We start from the raw sequence: 18,428 nt of genomic DNA, 5'->3' as shown, positions 1-18,428 counted from the left end.
GGTGGTTGTCAGACGCCGGGCGGGAGGCTGATCTGCGAGATGCCGATGCCTTGGAGCGCCTCGACACGGTCGAGGCGGCGGTTGAAGTAGGTCCAGAAGTTGTGCTGGGCCTTGGGCGGGTAGATTCTGTCGAACTTCTCCTTCGCCTCCTCGGGGTCGGGGAGGATGGGCGCGAAGCCGGAGGACTTGAGGTCTACCTGGAACCGCGACGCCTTCTCCAGGAAGATCCCGGTGAGGGTCACTTCGGCGACCGTCGAGCCGACGAAGGCGACGCCGTGGTTGGCCAGGAAGATCGCCTGCGCCGTGCCGAGGGCCTTCGCCGCATCGACGCCCAGGGGCACGGTGGTCACGATGTGGCAGGTGTCCGCGAAACGCGGCACGCCCTCGTACGCGAACCAGATCCCGTGATTGTTGTAGGGATGCAGGTCCTCCGTCGACGACGCCAGTACGGTCGCGAAGTGCGAATGCGAGTGGCCGACGAAGTTCACGTCCGGGCGCGCGCGCATGATCTCGGCGTGCAGCGGCCACTCGAGGTGGCGCAACCCCGTGCCTTCGAGCACGTTGCCGTCGAAGTCGATGAGGATGAAGTCGTCGTCGACGACCTCGGACAGCGCCAGGTTGCCGCGCTTGAGCCAGAGCCCGCGACCGAACGGGTCGCGGTACGAGAGGTGGCCCATCGACATGTCGCCGTGGCCCTCGAGCTCGAGGATGCGATGAGCACGCGCCACATCGGCGAGCGTGCTCGCGATCGACCCGTCCTCGAAGTACTGCGTGTGCTGGTATGTCACGGTGTCTCCCAGAGAGGTAGGTGCTGGTCAGCTCGCGTCGCGCGCGAGGACGTCGGCGACGGTCATCCCGCCGACGCGGGCGTTGAGTCGTCCGCCCGTCGCAACGGCGGCGATGACCACGAGCTCCGACGGACGCGGGGCGTCCGGAAGAGTGATCGTGATCGCGTCATAGTGGGAACGAACATAGACCTCGTCCTTGTACGCGAGGGGAATGTCGATGCTCGCCCCGGCGACGGCGACTTTGGACGCGGACGAGATCCAGGCCTTGCCCCCGCCGACGGCGTCACGGAAGGCATCGCCGAAGACCGTCGTCACGCACGCCACGAGGTGCTCCTGATCTCCGGCGATCCCCGCCATCCCGCCCTTCCCGTAGGACTCGACAGGACGGCCGCCGAGCAGCGCCACGGCACGACGCCCCAGCTCCGTGCCGAGGCTCGCGCTCGGCAGCGTGAGCGGCGACAGATCCTGCTCCCATCGGCCCGCGAAGGGGTTCTCGATCACCGCGGCGACCGCGGCCTTGATGAGCGGCTGGGCGGGTGCAGGGCCGACGTCGTGGAGCGTCTCCTGCACGAAGGAGTGGATGGCGCGGACGCGGTAGTACGGATCGATGCTCATGCGGTCACCTCGTGTCGATGCGGGTCGGTGGGGTCGTAGAGGGCGGTCTCGAGGATGTCGCCCTGGAACTGCGACCCCTCCGCCATCTGTCGTGTGTCGGCGTAGTACTGCGAACGGTCCTGCGCACGGTCGGTGTACGGCCGTTCCCGGCGCTCCCAGCCGCTCAGGGACGCCGCCATGTCCGCATCGCTCGAAGCCGTCGCCGCCTCGGCGAGCGTCCACGCATTCTGCATCGCCGTGCCGGCCCCCTGCGCGAGCGCCGGGCACATGGCGTGCGCTGCGTCGCCGATGAGGGCGACCCTGCCCTCCGTCCAGTGGTCGAGCCGGGTCGTCTGGTAGCCGTAGTAGCGGCCGGGAAGCTGGGCGGCCTCCTCGAGGACAGGACGTAGGTGCGGGAAGTTCGAGGACCACAGCTCCAGGTCGATCGGAACCTTGGAGCCCTGGGAGTCGTCCACGGGCGCCATGAGCGCGATGTAGAGCTCCTCCGCGTTGCACGGCACGTAGAGCACCCGCAGCACGCGGGGCTCGAGGTTCCAGAAGTCGATGTAGTTGTCCCACTCCGTGTCGGGCTCGAGCGCCTGGAGGTCCGCCTTGCGGCGCGGGACGAGGAAGCGCGTGATCCCGTCGCGGGAACGCTCACGGCGAAGCGGGATGCCGAGGGCATCGCGAACGGCCGAGTTGACGCCGTCGGCGCCGACGATCAGGTCGGCGCGGGCGGTCTCGCCGCTCGCCAGCGTCAGCACACCGTCGGGCGTCGCGCCGCTGACCTCCGAACCGGCGACGATCTCGACGCCCGCTTCTCGTGCGACGGTGAGCAGCGTCCGATACAGGTGCGGGCGGGTGACGGAGATCCATCGCACGCCCTCCATGTCTTCCTGCGACTTGATGACGTTGTTCATCCGGGTCTCGTAGGCGGGCGAGCGCATGGCTCGCGACTCGAGATCGGGCGTGGCGCCGAGGCGATCGAGCACGCGGAGGCTGTTGCCCCACAAGACGATGCCCGCGCCTTCCGTGCGCAGATCGCTGGAGCGTTCGTGCACCCGCACGCTCCACCCGCGCTTCGCGAGCGCGGCGGCGGCCGTGAGGCCGGCGAATCCTGCTCCTGAGATCTCTGCGTGTCGTCGTGTCGTCATTCTGCGCAACTCCCCCTTCAGCGTCTTCTTACTATTTGAGAGCGGATTCTCGTATGTGAAGATTTTGTGGGGTAGGACGCGCGATTGCAAGGGCTACGAGCGAATGCGCCGACGTTTTTACACGGCCGTAACAGACCCCGCGCAGATCCCCGCCAGAAGCCCGCGCACGCACGACGTGCAGGCCCGCCGCGCGGCGCCTCGCCGACGAGCGGACAGACAAAAACGGACGAACCCCCGCAAAAGCGGGGGTTCGTCCGTTGAGGATGCCCGGAGACATCACGTGGCGGAGACGGAGGGATTTGAACCCTCGGTCCCCGTAAGGGGACTCCACCTTAGCAGGGTGGTGCACTAGGCCTGACTATGCGACGTCTCCAGGCGTCTGCCGGCCGGAGCCGCGCGAACGCACCCCGCAATCATAACGGGTTCGAACCGCCCTGCCGAACCGGATGCCGCGGCATCCGGTTCACGGCGCGATCAACGCTGGGCGACGGTGCAAGTGACCTGGGCCGCGGTCTGCCCGGTGATGGACGACGGCAGCTGCACGGCCTCCTGCGTCGGCGTCGGCGCCGCAGCGGTCGCCCCCGCGTCGCCGGTGGCCGTCGGGCTGGGGGTGGCGCCCGGATCGGCGGGCGTGGGTGTCGCCTCACCGACGACCTCGGTGCCGTAGCCCTCGCTCGTCGAGCCGGTCAGCTGGATCGGCTGGTTGTTCGCGAGCGCGTCGAAGAGCACCTTGGCCGCCGAGGTGACAGGGTCCACGCGAGAGCCGCCGGTCGCGTACACCGTGGGGTACTGCACGAAGACGATGTCCTGGTAGGGGACGCTGCGCACGGCCATCGCGATCTGCACCATGCTCTGCGGGTTCGCCAACGACTTGCTCAGCACCACCTGCGGCGGATCGGCGGTCACCTGCGAGATCGCGGTGTTGGCGAGGTTGAAGAGGGTCGCCGGGTTGCCCAGCACACCCTCGGACTGCAGCTTGCGCACGAGGGAGCTCAAGAACTGCTGCTGATTCGAGATACGCCCGAGATCCGATCCGTCGCCGATGCCGTGGCGGATGCGCAGGAACTGCAGGGCTTCCACGCCCTTCAGCGTGTGCTCGCCCTTCGTCAGATCGAGGCCGGTGTGACTGTCGCTGATGTCGTCGGCGACACAGACGTCCACGCCGCCGATGGCGTCGGACATGGCGATGACGCCGGTCCACCGCGTCGCGGCGGCGAACTGGATGTCGATGCCGGTGAGCTTCTCGATGGTCGCGACGGTGCAGGTCAGGCCGCCGTACATGTACGACGCGTTCAGCATCTGGCCGCTCATCGCGGAGTACTGGGTGCCGTCCGGGCCCGTGCACGAGGGAATGGGCACGATCATGTCGCGCGGGAAGGAGACGACCGTCACGCGACGCGGCTCGTCCGAGATGTGCACGAGCATCGTGACGTCGTTGCGCTCACCGTCGGTGTCGCCGGCCTGGCAGGCGCCCGACAGCGCGGCGTTCGGCCCCTCGCAGGAGTCGGTGCCGACGACGAGGATGTTGGCGCCGCCCTCGATCTCGCCGAGCGTGGGCGGAAGCTGAGTGTCGTCCCCACCGATCGAGACACCGGCCGCCTGGACGGCGCGGGCGGCATCCCACACATAGAACGCGCCGACCGCCGTCGTGCTGACGACCGCCACCGCGACGATCGCCGCGAGGATCGCGAGCACCTGCGCGAGCGGGTGCGGCGACTTCAGGATGCCGTGGCGGGCGACGGGCTGCCGACGAGGGCGCTCGGGGCGTGGACTCACGGGGGACCTTTCGACAGCGGGCACGACCGCTTCTGCGGAGGGTGTGGGATTCGAACCCACGGGACATCTCTGCCCACCGGTTTTCAAGACCGGGTCCATCGGCCGCTCGGACAACCCTCCCTGACGGATGCCGCGGCATCCCTCAGACAGGCGACGAGTCTAGTCGACGCACGATGCCCATCATCGCGCCTCGTCCTGGGCGGTGGCTGAAAAGGCGTCAGAGATCGCGCAGGATCTCGGCGACGCCGCCGGCGTGGACCGAGGCCGTGACCTCGCCCGCTTCGCGGCGCACGTCGTCGGGCCCCTGTCCCATCGCGATGGCACGGCCGCCGTGATCGAGGGCCCAGCGGAACATCCCGAGGTCGTTGCGTCCGTCACCCATCACGAGCACGCGGTCGGGCTCGACGCCGAGCCAGGTGCGCACGCGCTCCAGCGCGGTCGACTTGTCGACGCCCTGCGGAGCGATGTCGAGCCATGCCGACCAGCCCACGGCGTACGACACCTTGTTGAGGCCGATGCGTTCGACCAGGGCCAGGAAGTCTTCGTCGGTGTCATCGGGCGAGACCACGACGACGCGGCAGACGGGCTGCGCGACGAGCTCGGCGAAGTCGACACGGCGCGCATGCGCGAGGTTCCAGTCGTCGAGACGTTCGGTGTAGAGCCGCTCACCGTCGGCGAGTTCCACCATGTACTTTGCGTGCGGCAGGTGCGCACGCAGCAGCTCGACGACCTCGGACGGATCGAACGTCTCGACGTGGAAGCGCTCGTAGCGGCCTTCCTCCGCGAAGTCGCCCCCGATGCGCTTCATGATCACGGCGCCGTTGGAGCACACCGCGTACTCCGGGGCGAGCTCGAGCACGTGCTGGATGCCGCGGGTGCTCTCCCAGCTGCGACCCGTGGCGAGCATCACCTCGTGTCCGGCTCGATGAGCGTGCGCGATCGCGTCCACGACCCCCGGGCTGAGAGTTTCGTCCTCCAGCAGCACCGTGCCGTCGACGTCGAGCGCGATGAGGAGGCGCTCCGTCGTGACGGCGGGGTTCTCGGCATCCGTCGCCAGGTCGTCGACGAGGTGCGCGGCCTCCGGCGCGTCGACGACCTCGATCGCCCCCGTGGGTGGCAGACGGTCCTCGGCGCGCGCGCCGCTCATGCGATCGGCTCCGCCACCTCGAGGCCGCCGAGGTAGGGCCGCAGCACCTCGGGGATCACCACCGAGCCGTCGGCACGCTGGTGGGTCTCGAGGAGAGCCACGATCCATCGCGTCGTCGCGAGCGTGCCGTTGAGCGTCGCGACCGGAGCGGTCTTGCCCGCGCCCCCACCCTCGACGGCCGGGCGGTGACGGACGTCCAGTCGGCGCGCCTGATAGGTCGTGCAGTTGCTCGTCGAGGTGAGCTCGCGGTACGCGCCCTGCGTGGGGACCCAGGCCTCGACGTCGTACTTGCGGGCGGCGCTGGATCCGAGGTCTCCCGCGGCCACGTCGATGACGCGGTAGCTGAGGCCGAGGTCCTGCAGCATCTGCTCCTGCAGCGCGACGAGGCGCAGGTGCTCCGTCTCGGCATCCTCGGGCGTCGTGTAGACGAACATCTCGAGCTTGTTGAACTGGTGCACCCGGATGATGCCGCGGGTGTCCTTGCCGTACGAGCCGGCTTCGCGGCGGTAGCACGTCGACCAGCCCGCGTAGCGCTTGGGGCCCGCCGTCAGGTCGAGGATCTCGCCCATGTGGTAGCCGGCGAGCGGCACCTCGCTGGTGCCGACGAGGTAGAGGTCGTCGGCCTCGAGCTTGTAGACCTCGTCGGCGTGCTGGCCGAGGAAGCCGGTGCCGCGCATGACCTCCGGTCGCACGAGCGTCGGGGGGATCATGGGGATGAACCCGGCATCCACCGCGCGCTGGAGGGCCAGCGACATGATCGCGTACTCCAGGCGCGCGCCGATGCCGGTGAGGAAGTAGAAGCGGCTGCCCGAGACCTTCGTGCCGCGCTCCATGTCGATGGCGCCGAGCTTCTCGCCGAGGGCCAGGTGATCGAGCGGCTCGAAGTCGAAGGATGCCGGTTGCCCGTGGGTTCGCACGGTGACGAAGTTCTCCTCGCCCCCGGCCGGAACGCCGTCGATGACGATGTTCTCGATGCGCGCGAGGGCCGCATCTGCCGCCTCTTCGGCGGCCGTCACGGCCTGCTGCGCCGCCTTGACGCGGTCGCTGAGCTCCTTGGCCTGGGCGACGAGCGCCGGCTTGTCCTCCTTGGGCGCGGCGGCGACGGTCTTGCCGTGTGCGTTCTGCGCGGCGCGCAGCTCCTCGAAGGCGGTGATCGCGGCGCGTCGTGCACGGTCGGCCTCGATCGCCTCGTCGACCGTGTCGGGCGACTCGCCGCGGGCCTGCTGCGAGCGCTTGACGAGGTCCGGGTTGTCACGGAGCAGAGCGAGATCGATCACCCGACAAGTCTAGTTCGCGGGTTCGCGCGCGCTCAGCCGTCGGGCATGTCGCCTCGAGGAGTCGCCGCACACGAAGTGTTCCTAGAGACGTTGCTTCGCCGCGAGGCGGAACACGAGGATCAGCGATGACACGATGTACGCGGCCATGCCTCCCGCGGAGGCGAAGAGAAGCCATGCGTTCACGGGTTGCGATGGATCCCACTGGCGCACGAGTGCTGTCGCGGCGATCGCGACCACAGCAAGCAGGGTCATGCCGAAGTGGACGGCGTCGGCGCGCTGCGCGCCGCGAAGCGCGCCGCTGCGAGCTATCCCCGCAGCCGCGATCCCTGTGGCGGACGCGAAGAGAGTGAGGACCAGGGCGGTGCCGAACCAACCGTAGGCCGTGAGCTGTGCGGTGGCGGGTTCGCACGTCGCGAGCAACGGCGCGAAGCTCCATCGCACGCTCTCGCAGGACGGATTCCTGAACACCGCCATGGCGACGAGGGAGTTCCCGAGCGGGATCGCGAGGCTGAGGAACAACGCGATCCACCCCGTCCAGCGAAGGGCGGGGTGGATCTGTGGCATGTGCTCCATCCCTCCGTTCTACCGTCCATCGCCACGGCACCAGCGAAGGCCGCGGCGCCACGACCCGCCCGCCCCGCCGCTGGTGTTCAGCTCCGGGTATGTTTAGCCGCATGGCCCCCGCTGACGCTGCCGCCCCTTCCGACGACGGTTCGCGCCGCCGCGCGGCGCTCGTCTACAACCCGATCAAGGTCGAGGTCGACGAGCTGCGCGATGCGGTGACCCGACACTCGGCGGATGCCGGATGGGGCGAGCCCCTCTTCTACGAGACGACCGTCGACGAACTCGGCGACGGACTGGCGCGCGAGGCGATCGCGGCGGGAGCCGACGCGGTGCTGGTCGCGGGCGGCGACGGCACGGTCCGCGCGGTGAGCGAGGCGATGGCGGGCACCGAGGTGCCCCTGACGATCGTGCCGAGCGGCACGGGCAACCTGCTCGCCCGCAACCTGCAGCTGCCGCTCACCGATCCCGACGCGATGATCGCGGCGACGTTCGAGGGCGACGTGCAGGCGATCGACGTCGGGTTCGCGGAGATGGTTCGTCCCGACGGAGAGCGCGAGGAGCGCGCGTTCGTCGTGATGGGCGGCATGGGTCTGGATGCCGCGATGATCGCCAACACCAGTGGCGATCTGAAGAAGAAGGTCGGCTGGGTCGCCTACGTCGACGGCGCCGCACGCTCACTCGTGAAGGCGAAGCCCTTCGGCATCATGTACCAGGTCGCCGGCCACCGGATGCACCGCGCGCACGTGCAGAGCGTGCTGTTCGCGAACTGCGGCTCGCTGCCGGCCGGGCTGGAGCTGATCCCGGAGGCATCGGTCGCCGACGGACAGCTCGACATCGCGATCTTCCAGCCCAAGACCGCCTTCGGCTGGCTCGCGGTCTGGCGCCGCGTCGCGTGGGACAACAGTGTGCTGCGCCGGTTCCGCGCCGGCCGGCGGATTCTGCGGCTGCGCACGCGCGACAACTCCATCCGGTACGCGCGCGGCACCGGCATCCAGATCGCGGCCGGCGCCGCCACGCCCGTGCAGCTCGACGGGGATGAGTTCGGCGAGGCCACGGCCGTCGACGTCCGCATCCACGCCGGCGCGCTCCAGCTCGCCGTGCCCGCCGGGCACACCTCCCCCGCGCTCTAACCCGCCGGCCACCGCGCGCGCAAGGCCTCGCCGCACCCGGACGCACCCGGGCACGATGGAACCATGTCGGCATCCCCGAGCCTCGTCTGGTTCCGCGACGACCTCCGCCTCGCGGACAACCCCGCCCTGCACGCGGGCGTCGATCGCGGCGAGCCCGTCATCGCGGTCTACGTGCTCGACGAGCAGTCCGCAGGCGTGCGTCCCCTCGGCGGCGCCGCCCGGTGGTGGCTGCATCACTCCCTCGCCGAGCTCGGCGAGCGCCTGCGCGAGAAGGGCTCACGTCTCGTTCTGCGCCGCGGCGCGGCATCCGAGGTGATTCCTTCGCTCGCCCGGGAGGTCGGTGCCGGCGCGGTCTTCTGGAACCGCCGTTACAGCGCGCCCGAGCGCGAGGTGGATGCCGGGCTCAAGACGTCGCTGCGAGCGGGCGGCCTCGAGGTGAGCTCGTTCGCGGCGTCGCTGCTGTTCGAGCCGTGGACCGTCCGTACGGGCGCGGGCACCCCCTACGGGGTGTTCACGCCCTTCTGGAAGGCGTGCCGGCAGCTGCCCGCGCCGCGCGAGCCCCTGCCGGAGCCGCGCGAGCTGCGCGGGGTGTCGAGCTACCCGGCATCCGACGACCTCGACGACTGGGGCCTCCTGCCGACGAGACCGGACTGGGCGGGCGGGCTGCGCGACCGCTGGACGCCCGGCGAGCTGGCCGCGCGCCGCCGCCTGCGGGAGTTCCTCGCCGAGGATGTCGCCGACTACGACCGCGCCCGCGACGAACCCGCCGGAGGCGCGACCTCGATGCTGTCGCCGCGGCTGCGCTGGGGAGAACTCAGCCCCCACCAGGTCTGGCACGCCGCGGTGGCGTCGGGAGCCCACGTCGGAGGCTTCCTCTCCGAGGTCGGCTGGCGCGAGTTCGCCTGGCACACCCTCTTCCATGCCCCCGACCTCGCGACGAGGAACCTCAAGCCGGCCTATGACGCCTTCCCCTGGCCCCGGCTCAAGCCCTCCATGCTGCGGGCGTGGCAACGGGGCGAGACGGGCGTGTCCCTCGTGGATGCCGGGATGCGCGAGCTCTGGGTGTCGGGCTTCATGCACAACCGGGTGCGGATGGTGACGGCGTCCTTCCTCATCAAGAACCTCCTCATCGACTGGCGCCGCGGCGAGGAGTGGTTCTGGGACACCCTCGTCGACGCGGATGCCGCGAGCAACCCCTTCAACTGGCAGTGGGTCGCCGGCTCGGGAGCCGATGCCGCCCCCTACTTCCGCATCTTCAACCCCGAGCTGCAGGCGAAGAAGTTCGACGCCGACGGACGGTACGTCCGCGAGTGGGCGCCGGATGCCGCGGACAGGGAGCCCCTCGTCGATCTGAAGGCATCGCGCGACGCGGCCCTGGCGGCCTACGACGCCGTCAAGAACGCCCGGTGAATCCCGCCCGCGGAATGCGGCGGGCGGTCGCGGGGTTGTCTCCGTAGATGTCTCTCGCGCTCTCTGTTCTCGACCTCGTTCCCGTCCGTACCGGCCAGACCAGCACGCAGGCGGTCGCCGCCTCGCTGGCTCTGGCGCAGCGCGCCGATGATCTGGGCTACCGCCGCTACTGGTTCGCGGAGCACCACAACATGCCGGCTGTCGCGTCGACCACCCCGCCCGTGCTGATCGCCGCCGCCGCCGCACGCACGTCGCGCATCCGGGTCGGCTCCGGCGGCGTGATGCTGCCGAACCATGCGCCCCTCGTCGTCGCGGAGCAGTTCGCCGCCCTCGAGGCGATCGCCCCCGGCCGCATCGACCTGGGCCTCGGGCGGGCTCCGGGAAGCGACCCGGTCATCACCCAGCTGCTGCGCATGAGCGGCACCTCCAGCGACGTCGACCGCTTCCCCGATCACGTGCGCGACATCGGCGCGCTCATGTCGCCCGAGGGTGCGACGGTGCGCCTCACGGGCCGCGGCGACGGCGACGACCGCTACGGCATCCACGCCACGCCGGCGGCGACCGGCGCACCCGAGGTGTGGCTGCTCGGCTCCAGCGACTATTCGGCGCAGCTGGCCGCCGCCGTCGGGCTGCCGTATGTGTTCGCCAATCACTTCTCCGGCGAGGGACTCGAACGGGCCCTCGATCTCTACCGGGGACAGTTCCAGCCGTCGGCGCACCTCGACGCACCCCGAACCTTCCTCACCGCCAACGCGGTCGTCGCCGCCACCACGGCCGAGGCCGAGGAGCGCATGCTGCCGCAGGCACGCATGATGGCGCGTCTGCGCGGCGGGCGCCCGCTCACGGCTCTGGAGAGCGTCGAGCAGGCCGCGGCGGCGGAGGCGGAGGACCGTCTCGCCGCGCCCCTGATCGACGCCCTGCGGCGGCGTTGGTTCGTCGGCACCGGCGACGAGGCGCGTGCCGCACTGTCGGCGTTCGCCGCTCGCCACGGCGTCGACGAGGTCATGGTCTCGCCCGTGTCGGGCGCGTACGACGAAGAGGCGATGGATGCCGCCGCCGGCCGTATCCAGACCCTCGAGCTGCTCGCGGCCTGAGGCGCGCGGCGGGAAGCTCAGGCCTCCGGTGCGCCGGAGATGAGCGCGCGCAGCCAGTCGCGGGCCTCGACGAACACCTCATCCGAATAGCGCTCGGGATAGTGCACGATCGCGCGGTCGGCACGCGGGTAGGAGCCCAGATAGATCATCTTCGGGCTGAACCGCCGCAGGCCCAGCAGCGCGTCGGCCATGCGCTCGTCCTGGATGTGCCCGTCCGCGTCGATGACGAACCGGTAGCGCCCCAGGGCGTCGCCGATCGGTCGCGAGGCGAGCAGCGACAGGTTGATCCCCCGCGTCGCGAACTGCTCCAGCATCTCCATCAACGCTCCCGGATACTCCTCGGGCAGCTCGACGATCAGCGAGGTCTTGTCGGCGCCGGTCGGCGCGGGCGGCGCCACGGTGCGCCCCACCAGCACGAAACGCGTGACGGCGTTGGCATTGTCGCCGATCTCCTCGGCGAGCAGCTCGAGGTCGTGGTGCTCGAGGATCGCCGGCGGCGCCACCGCGGCATCCGCGTCGCTCACACCCTCCAGCATGTCCACGGCCGAGGCGACATTGCTCGACGCCGGCAGGTGCGCGTGGTCGGGCAGATGCGCCGACAGCCACCGCAGGCACTGCGCGTAGGCGACCGGGTGCGCGGCCACGAGGGTGACGTCTTCGATGCGGGTTCCCGGGCGGGCGACGAGCACGAAGTTCACGCGGACCAGATACTCACCGATGATTCTCAGCCCGGGCATCGTGGCCAGCGCATCCTGCGCCGTGGACACTCCGCCGTCGACCGAATTCTCGATCGCGATCATCGCGGCATCCGACCGGCCCTCGACGACATCGGCGAGCGCTTCGGCGACATTGCGCACCGGACGCCAGATCTGATCGCGCGCTTCGGGCACCTGCGCCAGCGCCGCTTCGGTGAAGGTTCCGGCCGGTCCGAGATAGCTGTAGGTACGGCGCGCGGGCACGGATGCCGCAGACGCCCCGGTCGGCGAAGGCGCGGAAGTCACGGGTGACAGCCTACGCTGAAGGGGTGATCCGCCGATTCTCCCCCCTCGCCGTCGTCACCGCCGCCGTCCTCGCGCTCGGGTTGAGCGCATGCGCCCCCGTCGAGGAGAAGCCGGCGACCGAGCCCACACCGACCGGCTCCGCGAGCGCCACCCCCACGCCGACGCCGAGCGCGACACCGTCACCGTCGCCCACCGCCGACCTCGCCTGCCTCGTCGGCGCGTGGCACATGGGCCAGGACCAGGTCACCGCGTTCTACAACGACGTGAACTCGCTCATGGCGGGATCCGGTGCGAAGTTCACTCCCGTCGGCACCGCGGATCTCATCCTCCGCAAGGACGGGACCTACAAGTGGACCCCGGCCGAGCAGGTCACCGCGAACGTGTCGGGAACGACCATCCTGATCAACTTCAAGGGCTCGATCACGGGAACCTACACGGTCACCGGCAACGGGATCGGCAGCCAGACCCAGGACACGTCGGGCTTGGAGATCGTCGCGACGATCGACGGCAAGGGCACGGATGCCGGCGCCATCAGCCAGCAGATCTCGGTCGCGCCGATCAGCGACGCGAAGTACGGGTGCAAGCCCGACACGCTCACGCTCATCAACAAGCTGTCCGACAGCACGGCGACATCGGTCCTGCACCGAGAGTGAGCACGGGCGCCGCGGCAGTGACAGACTGTGGACATGAGCCGCGCAGGACAGCCAGCCGAAGCCTCCGACCTCGTCGACATCGATGAGCTCATCGCCGCCTACTACGATCTCAAGCCCGATCCGGCCGTCGCCGAACAGCGGGTCGCCTTCGGCACGAGCGGCCACCGCGGCTCGTCGCTGAGCACGAGCTTCAACGAGGACCACATCCTCGCCACCACCCAGGCGATCGTCGACTACCGCACGGCACAGGGCATCCGCGGTCCCCTCTTCCTCGGCCGCGACACGCACGGTCTGTCTCTTCCGGCGGAGCGTACGGCCGTGGAGGTTCTGGTCGCCAACGGTGTGGACGTGCGCACCGACTCCCGCGACGCGTGGGTGCCGACCCCGGCGCTCAGCCACGCGATCCTGACCTACAACCGCGACCTGGCCGCCGACGACCCCGGCCGGGCCGACGGCATCGTGGTCACCCCCTCGCACAACCCGCCCCGCGACGGCGGCTTCAAGTACAACCCGCCCCACGGCGGCCCGGCCGACACCGATGCCACCGGCTGGATCGCGGATCGCGCGAACGCCCTCATCGCCGCCGGTCTCGACGGCGTGCGCCGCACGCCCTTCAAGGACATCGACGCCGACACCCTCGGTTCGTACGACTTCCGCGAAGGGTACGTCTCCGATCTCGCCACCATCATCGACGTCGCCGCCATCGCGAAGGCGGGCGTGCGCATCGGCGCCGACCCGCTGGGCGGCGCCTCGGTGGAGTACTGGCAGCTGATCGGCGAGCGCTACGGGCTCGACCTCACCGTCGTGAACCCCGAGGTCGACCCGACATGGCGATTCATGACGCTCGACTGGGACGAGAAGATCCGCATGGATCCGTCATCGCCGTCCGCGATGGCGGCCCTCGTCGCCCGACGCCACGAGTACGACATCCTCACCGGCAACGACGCGGACGCCGACCGCCACGGCATCGTCACGCCCGACGCCGGCCTCATGAACCCGAACCACTACCTAGCCGTAGCCATCGACTACCTGTGCGCGCACCGTCCGCAGTGGCAGACGGATGCCGCGGTCGGCAAGACGCTCGTGTCGTCGATGATCATCGACCGCGTCGTGGCCTCCCTCGGCCGCCGGCTGCTCGAGGTTCCCGTCGGCTTCAAGTGGTTCGTCCCCGGTCTGCTCGACGGCTCGGTCGTGTTCGGTGGCGAGGAGTCCGCCGGAGCGTCCTTCCTCCGCTTCGACGGCTCGGTGTGGACGACCGACAAGGACGGCATCCTGCTGTGTCTGCTGGCGGCGGAGATCCTCGCGGTGACCGGCAAGACCCCGTCGCAGCGCTACGCGGAGCTGGAGGCGGAGTTCGGTGCCTCCGCCTATCAGCGTGTGGATGCCCCCGCGACGCCTGCTCAGAAGGCAGCCCTGTCCAAGCTCGCCCCGGAGGCCGTCACCGCGACGGAGCTCGCCGGCGAGCCGATCACCACGAAGCTCTCGCACGCGCCGGGCAACGGGGCTGCGATCGGCGGCCTGAAGGTGCAGACGGAGCACGCCTGGTTCGCCGCTCGTCCTTCCGGCACCGAAGACGTCTACAAGCTGTACGCGGAGTCGCTGCGGGGCGAGGAGCACCTGCGCGACGTGCAGGCCGAAGCCCGCGCCGTCGTCGCGGCCGCGCTGGGCGACGCCTGACACGCGGCGACGCCTGACCGCACGAACGACAGCGGCCCCGGCCCTCACGCAGAGGGACCGGGGCCGCTTCCGCTCACTCAGCCTCGCGCGGGACGCCGACGCAGGACCAGCGCCGCTCCGGCGAGGACCAGGAGCATGGCGATGGCCAGAGCCACACCGAACGGGGCCGTGGCGCCGGACGTCGCCAGCGCCGTCGGCGCGGCCGTCACCGTGACCGCGTACCACCCGATCACCGCTCCGGAGGCGTCGGTCACCGCGAGGCGGTGCGCGCCCGCCGGGGCATCCGTCGGAACGGTCACGGCGATCGTTCCCGCTGCCGAGACGGTTGCGGTGCCGAGGGCTCGCGGCGTCGAGAACAGCCACGCACCGACCGAACTTCCCGCACGGTCGGTCCCGACCTGGATCGACACGGTGCTGCCGGCGGTGATGGTCGCGGGACCCGAGATCGCCCCCTGCAGCGCCGCCGTGAGGTCGTCCTCGCCCGGCGCGCCCGGTCCGGCGGATGCCGACGGGGACGGCGATGCAGAACCGCTCGGGGACGGCGTCGGCGTGGTCGTCGTATCCTGGCCCGTGACGGCGTCGGAGACCGCGGTGGCGGCCGTGAACCCGTCGGCGGATGCCGTGAGTGCGACGCTCAGCGCGTGACCGACGTCGGCGGTCGTCACGGTGTACTGCGCCGACACCGCTCCGCTGATGGGCACGCCATCACGACGCCACGCGTACGTCACCTGCGCCGTCGACGGGTCGACCGTGCCCGCGACCGCCGTCAGGCTCGCGCCGACCGTGGGGGTGCCGGTGATCGTGACCCCCGAGACGACGGCGTCGCGCGCGACGGCGACCGTGTACACTTTCTGGGCACCGGAGACGGCGGTGACGCGGACCATCGCCGCACCCCCCGCGTCGGCGGGCTGGACGATCGCGACCGTCGCATCCTCGTCGACGGCCGTGGCGGCCACGGTCGGCCACGCCGACCCGGGTACCGATACCGCGTAGGCCGTGCGGTCGGCGGCGAAGTCCTTCACCGGCGTGGAGCCGACGCTCAGCCGCGTCAGGTCCGCGACCGACGACGCCGACGGGGCCGGCGCGTAGATCTCGACCTCCGACACGATCAGGTGCGTGTTCGGGTAGGCGTTCATCACGACGCGAACCTGATCGGCCGATGCCGCGCCGACCGGGACGTCGACGACGGGATCGCCGGACGCCGGGGTCCCGACGGTGATCGTGTCTCCGGTGACCCAGGGGCCCGAGCCGAGTCGATAGTCGACGTGCATCGTCCGGGCCCACGAGGTGCCGCCGTCGCGCTTGAAGTACACCTTCACGTGCGGGACGGGAACCGCCGCGGACAGGGCGTAGGTCAGGGTGTCGGAGGCGTTGAGCGTGCCGCCGCGCCAGTTCGACCACGCCTTGTCCGTCGTGATCCCGTTGATCGTGTTCGAGGCGGGATAGCCGCTCTCGGTGTAGGTCGCCGACGCCGTGCTCGTGCGTGCGACGTTGTCCTCCGTCGGCACCGTGACGATGACGCTGAGCGTGGCCGGGAGCGTGCCCCCGCCGGCGAGGCTCGCGCTGCCGGTGATCGAGACGACGCCGGGCTCGGCGAACGCGGCATCCGTCACACCCGACCACGACCAGGTCACGGGCGCCGAGGCGGTCGCCCCACCGGCACGCACCTCGAGCGGCACCGTCGTCGGCGCCACGGCGGCGACCGTGGCCACGGACGCGCCCGTGTAGGTCGTGAGCGAGACGGGCAGCGCGGAGGTGTAGGCACCGACATCGACCACCGCACGCACGGTGAACGGCGCGCCGAACAGATCGGTGCCGCTGCCGGAGACGGTGGTGGTGCCCGGGGCCCAGTCGTGGCCGTCGAGGCTCCAGGCCACGGGCGCCGTGCGCGTGCCGCCGCCCACATAGCGGATCGGCACCGTGGCGGGCAGCACCGGCGCGACGCCCACCGCGGTCGTGACCGTCACGTCGGGCACACTCTGCACCGCGGTCGGGGCGAGCGTCCAGGCCTGGTTCGCACCGTTGTTCGAGGTCCACAGCCCCACACTGGTGCCGTCGGCCGTGCCGGCGCCGTTGACGTCGAGCACGCGGGTGGCCGCGACGTTCAGCAGCGAGAATCCGCGGCCGTCCAGCGTCGTGGGAATCCACTGCGCCGCCGGGTTCGCTGCGGCCTGCTCCGGCGTCGCGCTGATCACCGTCAGGTTCGTCCCGGACGATGCCAGGTAGCGCCCGTCGGCTGCCCGCAGCAGCACGCGCTGGCGGTCCGAGCCCGCACCGGAGAGCGAGGTCGCCGTCCAGGTCTGCGCCGCCGCGGCATCCGCCGTCGCCGCCGCACTGCGGATCGTCAGGCCTGTCCCCTGCACGGTGAGGGCCTTGCCGCTCTGCACGCCGAGAAGCTGGTAGCCCGCACCATCCTTCACCTGCGGGGCGGACGCGGCCACCCCCGAAACACCCGACACGACGAAGGTCGTGACGGACTTGGCCGGCACCGTGAGGGTGGCCGTGCGTGTGATCGGGTCGACGGCCACGGCGGAGCCGCGGACGAGCGCGTTCTTCTCGACATCGTCGGCGGGAGACTGCGTGGTGACGACGGGCGTCACGGTCGCGCCCGGCGCGAGGGATGCGAAGTTCGACAGGTCCAGCCGCACGGTGCGCGCGGTGGTCTCGGTGTTGACGTGCACGAGGTTCACCCCGTTCCCGGATGCCGTGACGGCAGCGGTGGTCTGCATGTCGTTGGTGGGCACGATGTGATCGCCGGGGCGGATGAAGTGCGTGAAGTTGCGCACCGTGTTGTACTTCGCGTTGGTGACGACCTTGCACGAGGGGTCGGCGTCGCCGTCGGCGAGACGCCGCTTCGAGTTGCCGTCGGCGTTGCAGTCGAAGTCGACGAGGACGCTGCCCCAGTTGAGCTTTTCGACCTTCTGCATGTTGTAGAGGTCTTCGACCGGCTGCCAGAACACCCAGGCGCGCGGTTCGAGTTCGCGGAGGTCGTCGATCATGTGGCCGGCCATGCCCAGGCCGTTGTCGATGTTGGTCTGGTTGAAGCCGGTGCCCGACGTGTCCCAGTCGCCCTCGACCTCGCTCATCCACAGCGGCTTGTCGGCGGTCTTGGCGATATCGCGCACCATCGTGCGGTCGGAGGTGCCGTAGGTGTGCACGTTGAGCTGGGCGACGGCATCCTTCGACGGCTGCGACCACCCGTTCCAATCGGTGACGAAGGTCGAGGGGTTCGTCTCGTCCATCGCGGAGATCGGCACCTTCGTGGTGGTGCCGGGGGCGGCGAGGCGTGCGGCGAGCGCCTGGATCATCTGGTCCTGGCGCTGCGGGCCGATGTGCGCACCCTCCTGGCGGCTCGCCGAGCTCGGCCAGGTCGCGCCCTGCGGGATGGTCGTGCCCCAGTAGTTCGTGTTCGGCTCGTTGAACGGGTCGAGCGAGTCGAAGGTGATGCCGTAGGTCTGCTCGAGGTGCTCGACGACCTTGACGAGGTAGCCGGCGAACTTGTCCATGTCGGCCGGGGCGAGCTGCTCGGCGGTCGCGTTGTTGATCCCGCCGGAGACGTAGCCGCTCTGCGTGAGGAAGTACGGCGGCGAGTTGCTGAACGCCTCCCACTTCGTAATCTTGTCCTTCAGCGCCTCGATCCACCAGCGCTGGGTCGCGTCGGCGTTCCCGTTGAACGCGGACGGGTCGTCGGGGCTCCACGCGGCGGCGTAGCGCGCGCGGTCGGCGTACGTCGAGGTGATCGGTCCGAAGCCGTCGCTCTTGCCGAGATCGGGATTCCACCACCCCTCCACCGCGCCGCCCGGCCGGAGGTAGGACGGCACGTCGGTCGCGTTGCCGCCGCCGATGTTGTAGCGGGCGATGTTGAGGTTGAGCCCCTTCTCGCCGAACACCTTGTCGAGGAGGTCCTGGCGTACCTCCTCCGGATAGCCGCCGGTGGCGTTCGCGAACCAGACCAGGCTCGTCCCCCAACCCTCGAAGGGCTCGGAGGCGTAGGCGGGGTTGGGGGTGATCGTCACAACGGGGGGCGCAGATGCCGCTGCCGCGGGCTCGGGAGCCGCGAGCGGCGCCACGAGTCCGGTGAGACCGAGGGCGGTGACGGCGGCGAGCGCGATCAGGCCGGGGGACTTCATCGTGGGGGGTTCCTCTCTGTGTCGCATCATCGC

Annotated in this window: 14 protein-coding genes and 2 tRNA genes; 5 read left to right on the top strand and 11 right to left on the bottom strand. The window is 70.4% G+C overall.

What is annotated here, in order from left to right; genetic code table 11:
• Positions 1-8: 8 nt before the first annotated feature.
• The 9 genes from DEU37_RS01925 to DEU37_RS01885 all read right to left on the bottom strand — a co-directional run bounded on the left by DEU37_RS01925 (position 9) and on the right by DEU37_RS01885 (position 7,300).
• Entirely contained in the window at positions 9-788 is a 780-nt protein-coding gene (locus DEU37_RS01925) for a class II aldolase/adducin family protein (RefSeq protein WP_121189004.1), read from the bottom strand.
• Between the two features lie 27 nt (positions 789-815).
• The gene (locus DEU37_RS01920) at positions 816-1,403 is read right to left on the bottom strand and encodes an amino acid synthesis family protein (RefSeq protein ID WP_121189003.1); all 588 of its coding nucleotides are present in this window, start codon (positions 1,401-1,403) and stop codon (positions 816-818) included.
• Entirely contained in the window at positions 1,400-2,536 is a 1,137-nt protein-coding gene (locus DEU37_RS01915) for an NAD(P)/FAD-dependent oxidoreductase (RefSeq protein ID WP_220699810.1), read from the bottom strand. The genes DEU37_RS01920 and DEU37_RS01915 overlap by 4 nt, the downstream gene beginning before the upstream one ends.
• 281 nt (positions 2,537-2,817) lie before the next feature.
• A tRNA-Ser gene (locus DEU37_RS01910) sits at positions 2,818-2,909 on the bottom strand.
• A 101-nt stretch (positions 2,910-3,010) separates the two neighbouring features.
• Entirely contained in the window at positions 3,011-4,312 is a 1,302-nt protein-coding gene (locus DEU37_RS01905; RefSeq protein ID WP_121189002.1) for an LCP family protein, read from the bottom strand.
• Positions 4,313-4,347: 35 nt separating this feature from the next.
• Positions 4,348-4,432, bottom strand: a tRNA-Ser gene (locus tag DEU37_RS01900).
• A gap of 97 nt (positions 4,433-4,529) precedes the next feature.
• Entirely contained in the window at positions 4,530-5,459 is a 930-nt protein-coding gene (locus DEU37_RS01895) for an HAD family hydrolase (protein ID WP_121189001.1), read from the bottom strand.
• Positions 5,456-6,736, bottom strand: a complete 1,281-nt coding sequence (gene serS / locus DEU37_RS01890) for a serine--tRNA ligase (RefSeq protein ID WP_121189000.1) — start codon at positions 6,734-6,736, stop codon at positions 5,456-5,458. Before serS ends, DEU37_RS01895 begins: the two co-directional genes overlap by 4 nt.
• Before the next feature lie 81 nt (positions 6,737-6,817).
• Positions 6,818-7,300, bottom strand: a complete 483-nt coding sequence (locus DEU37_RS01885; protein ID WP_259457101.1) for a hypothetical protein — start codon at positions 7,298-7,300, stop codon at positions 6,818-6,820.
• A 110-nt stretch (positions 7,301-7,410) separates the two neighbouring features.
• Between DEU37_RS01885 and DEU37_RS01880 the strand changes: the two genes are divergently transcribed.
• From DEU37_RS01880 to DEU37_RS01870, 3 genes are all read left to right on the top strand, one after another.
• Positions 7,411-8,430 carry a diacylglycerol kinase family protein gene (locus tag DEU37_RS01880; protein ID WP_121188998.1) on the top strand — a complete coding sequence of 340 codons (1,020 nt, stop codon included), beginning with the start codon at positions 7,411-7,413 and terminating at the stop codon, positions 8,428-8,430.
• A gap of 63 nt (positions 8,431-8,493) precedes the next feature.
• Entirely contained in the window at positions 8,494-9,840 is a 1,347-nt protein-coding gene (locus tag DEU37_RS01875) for a deoxyribodipyrimidine photo-lyase (RefSeq protein ID WP_121188997.1), read from the top strand.
• Positions 9,841-9,887: 47 nt separating this feature from the next.
• The gene (locus DEU37_RS01870; protein ID WP_121188996.1) at positions 9,888-10,934 is read left to right on the top strand and encodes an LLM class flavin-dependent oxidoreductase; all 1,047 of its coding nucleotides are present in this window, start codon (positions 9,888-9,890) and stop codon (positions 10,932-10,934) included.
• Between the two features lie 17 nt (positions 10,935-10,951).
• On the opposite strand, the gene pheA is transcribed toward DEU37_RS01870, so the two are convergent.
• A complete protein-coding gene (pheA, locus tag DEU37_RS01865; RefSeq protein ID WP_121188995.1) occupies positions 10,952-11,935 on the bottom strand; it encodes a prephenate dehydratase in 984 nt (327 codons plus the stop codon).
• Between the two features lie 23 nt (positions 11,936-11,958).
• Between pheA and DEU37_RS01860 the strand changes: the two genes are divergently transcribed.
• Positions 11,959-12,588 carry a hypothetical protein gene (locus DEU37_RS01860; protein WP_259457100.1) on the top strand — a complete coding sequence of 210 codons (630 nt, stop codon included), beginning with the start codon at positions 11,959-11,961 and terminating at the stop codon, positions 12,586-12,588.
• Between the two features lie 33 nt (positions 12,589-12,621).
• The gene (gene pgm / locus DEU37_RS01855; RefSeq protein ID WP_121189611.1) at positions 12,622-14,265 is read left to right on the top strand and encodes a phosphoglucomutase (alpha-D-glucose-1,6-bisphosphate-dependent); all 1,644 of its coding nucleotides are present in this window, start codon (positions 12,622-12,624) and stop codon (positions 14,263-14,265) included.
• Positions 14,266-14,342: 77 nt separating this feature from the next.
• Here pgm and DEU37_RS01850 read toward each other — a convergent pair whose 3' ends face one another.
• Entirely contained in the window at positions 14,343-18,395 is a 4,053-nt protein-coding gene (locus tag DEU37_RS01850) for an RICIN domain-containing protein (RefSeq protein WP_121188993.1), read from the bottom strand.
• Between the last annotated feature and the right edge of the window lie 33 nt (positions 18,396-18,428).

Source organism: Microbacterium sp. AG790 (assembly GCF_003634765.1).
Classification (GTDB): domain Bacteria; phylum Actinomycetota; class Actinomycetes; order Actinomycetales; family Microbacteriaceae; genus Microbacterium.
The sequence above is the reverse complement of the archived record's forward strand: the minus strand, read 5'-3'. Positions and strand labels throughout refer to the sequence as shown.

Excerpts from the sequence above, each read along its gene's own strand:
- DEU37_RS01875 (WP_121188997.1), top strand. The coding sequence starts at position 8,494 with ATGTCGGCATCCCCGAGCCTCGTCTGGTTCCGCGACGACCTCCGCCTC.
- DEU37_RS01885 (WP_259457101.1), bottom strand. The coding sequence starts at position 7,300 with ATGCCACAGATCCACCCCGCCCTTCGCTGGACGGGGTGGATCGCGTTG.
- DEU37_RS01920 (WP_121189003.1), bottom strand. The coding sequence starts at position 1,403 with ATGAGCATCGATCCGTACTACCGCGTCCGCGCCATCCACTCCTTCGTG.
- DEU37_RS01915 (WP_220699810.1), bottom strand. The coding sequence starts at position 2,536 with ATGACGACACGACGACACGCAGAGATCTCAGGAGCAGGATTCGCCGGC.
- pgm (WP_121189611.1), top strand. The coding sequence starts at position 12,622 with ATGAGCCGCGCAGGACAGCCAGCCGAAGCCTCCGACCTCGTCGACATC.
- DEU37_RS01850 (WP_121188993.1), bottom strand. The coding sequence starts at position 18,395 with ATGAAGTCCCCCGGCCTGATCGCGCTCGCCGCCGTCACCGCCCTCGGT.
- DEU37_RS01895 (WP_121189001.1), bottom strand. The coding sequence starts at position 5,459 with ATGAGCGGCGCGCGCGCCGAGGACCGTCTGCCACCCACGGGGGCGATC.
- DEU37_RS01880 (WP_121188998.1), top strand. The coding sequence starts at position 7,411 with ATGGCCCCCGCTGACGCTGCCGCCCCTTCCGACGACGGTTCGCGCCGC.
- DEU37_RS01870 (WP_121188996.1), top strand. The coding sequence starts at position 9,888 with ATGTCTCTCGCGCTCTCTGTTCTCGACCTCGTTCCCGTCCGTACCGGC.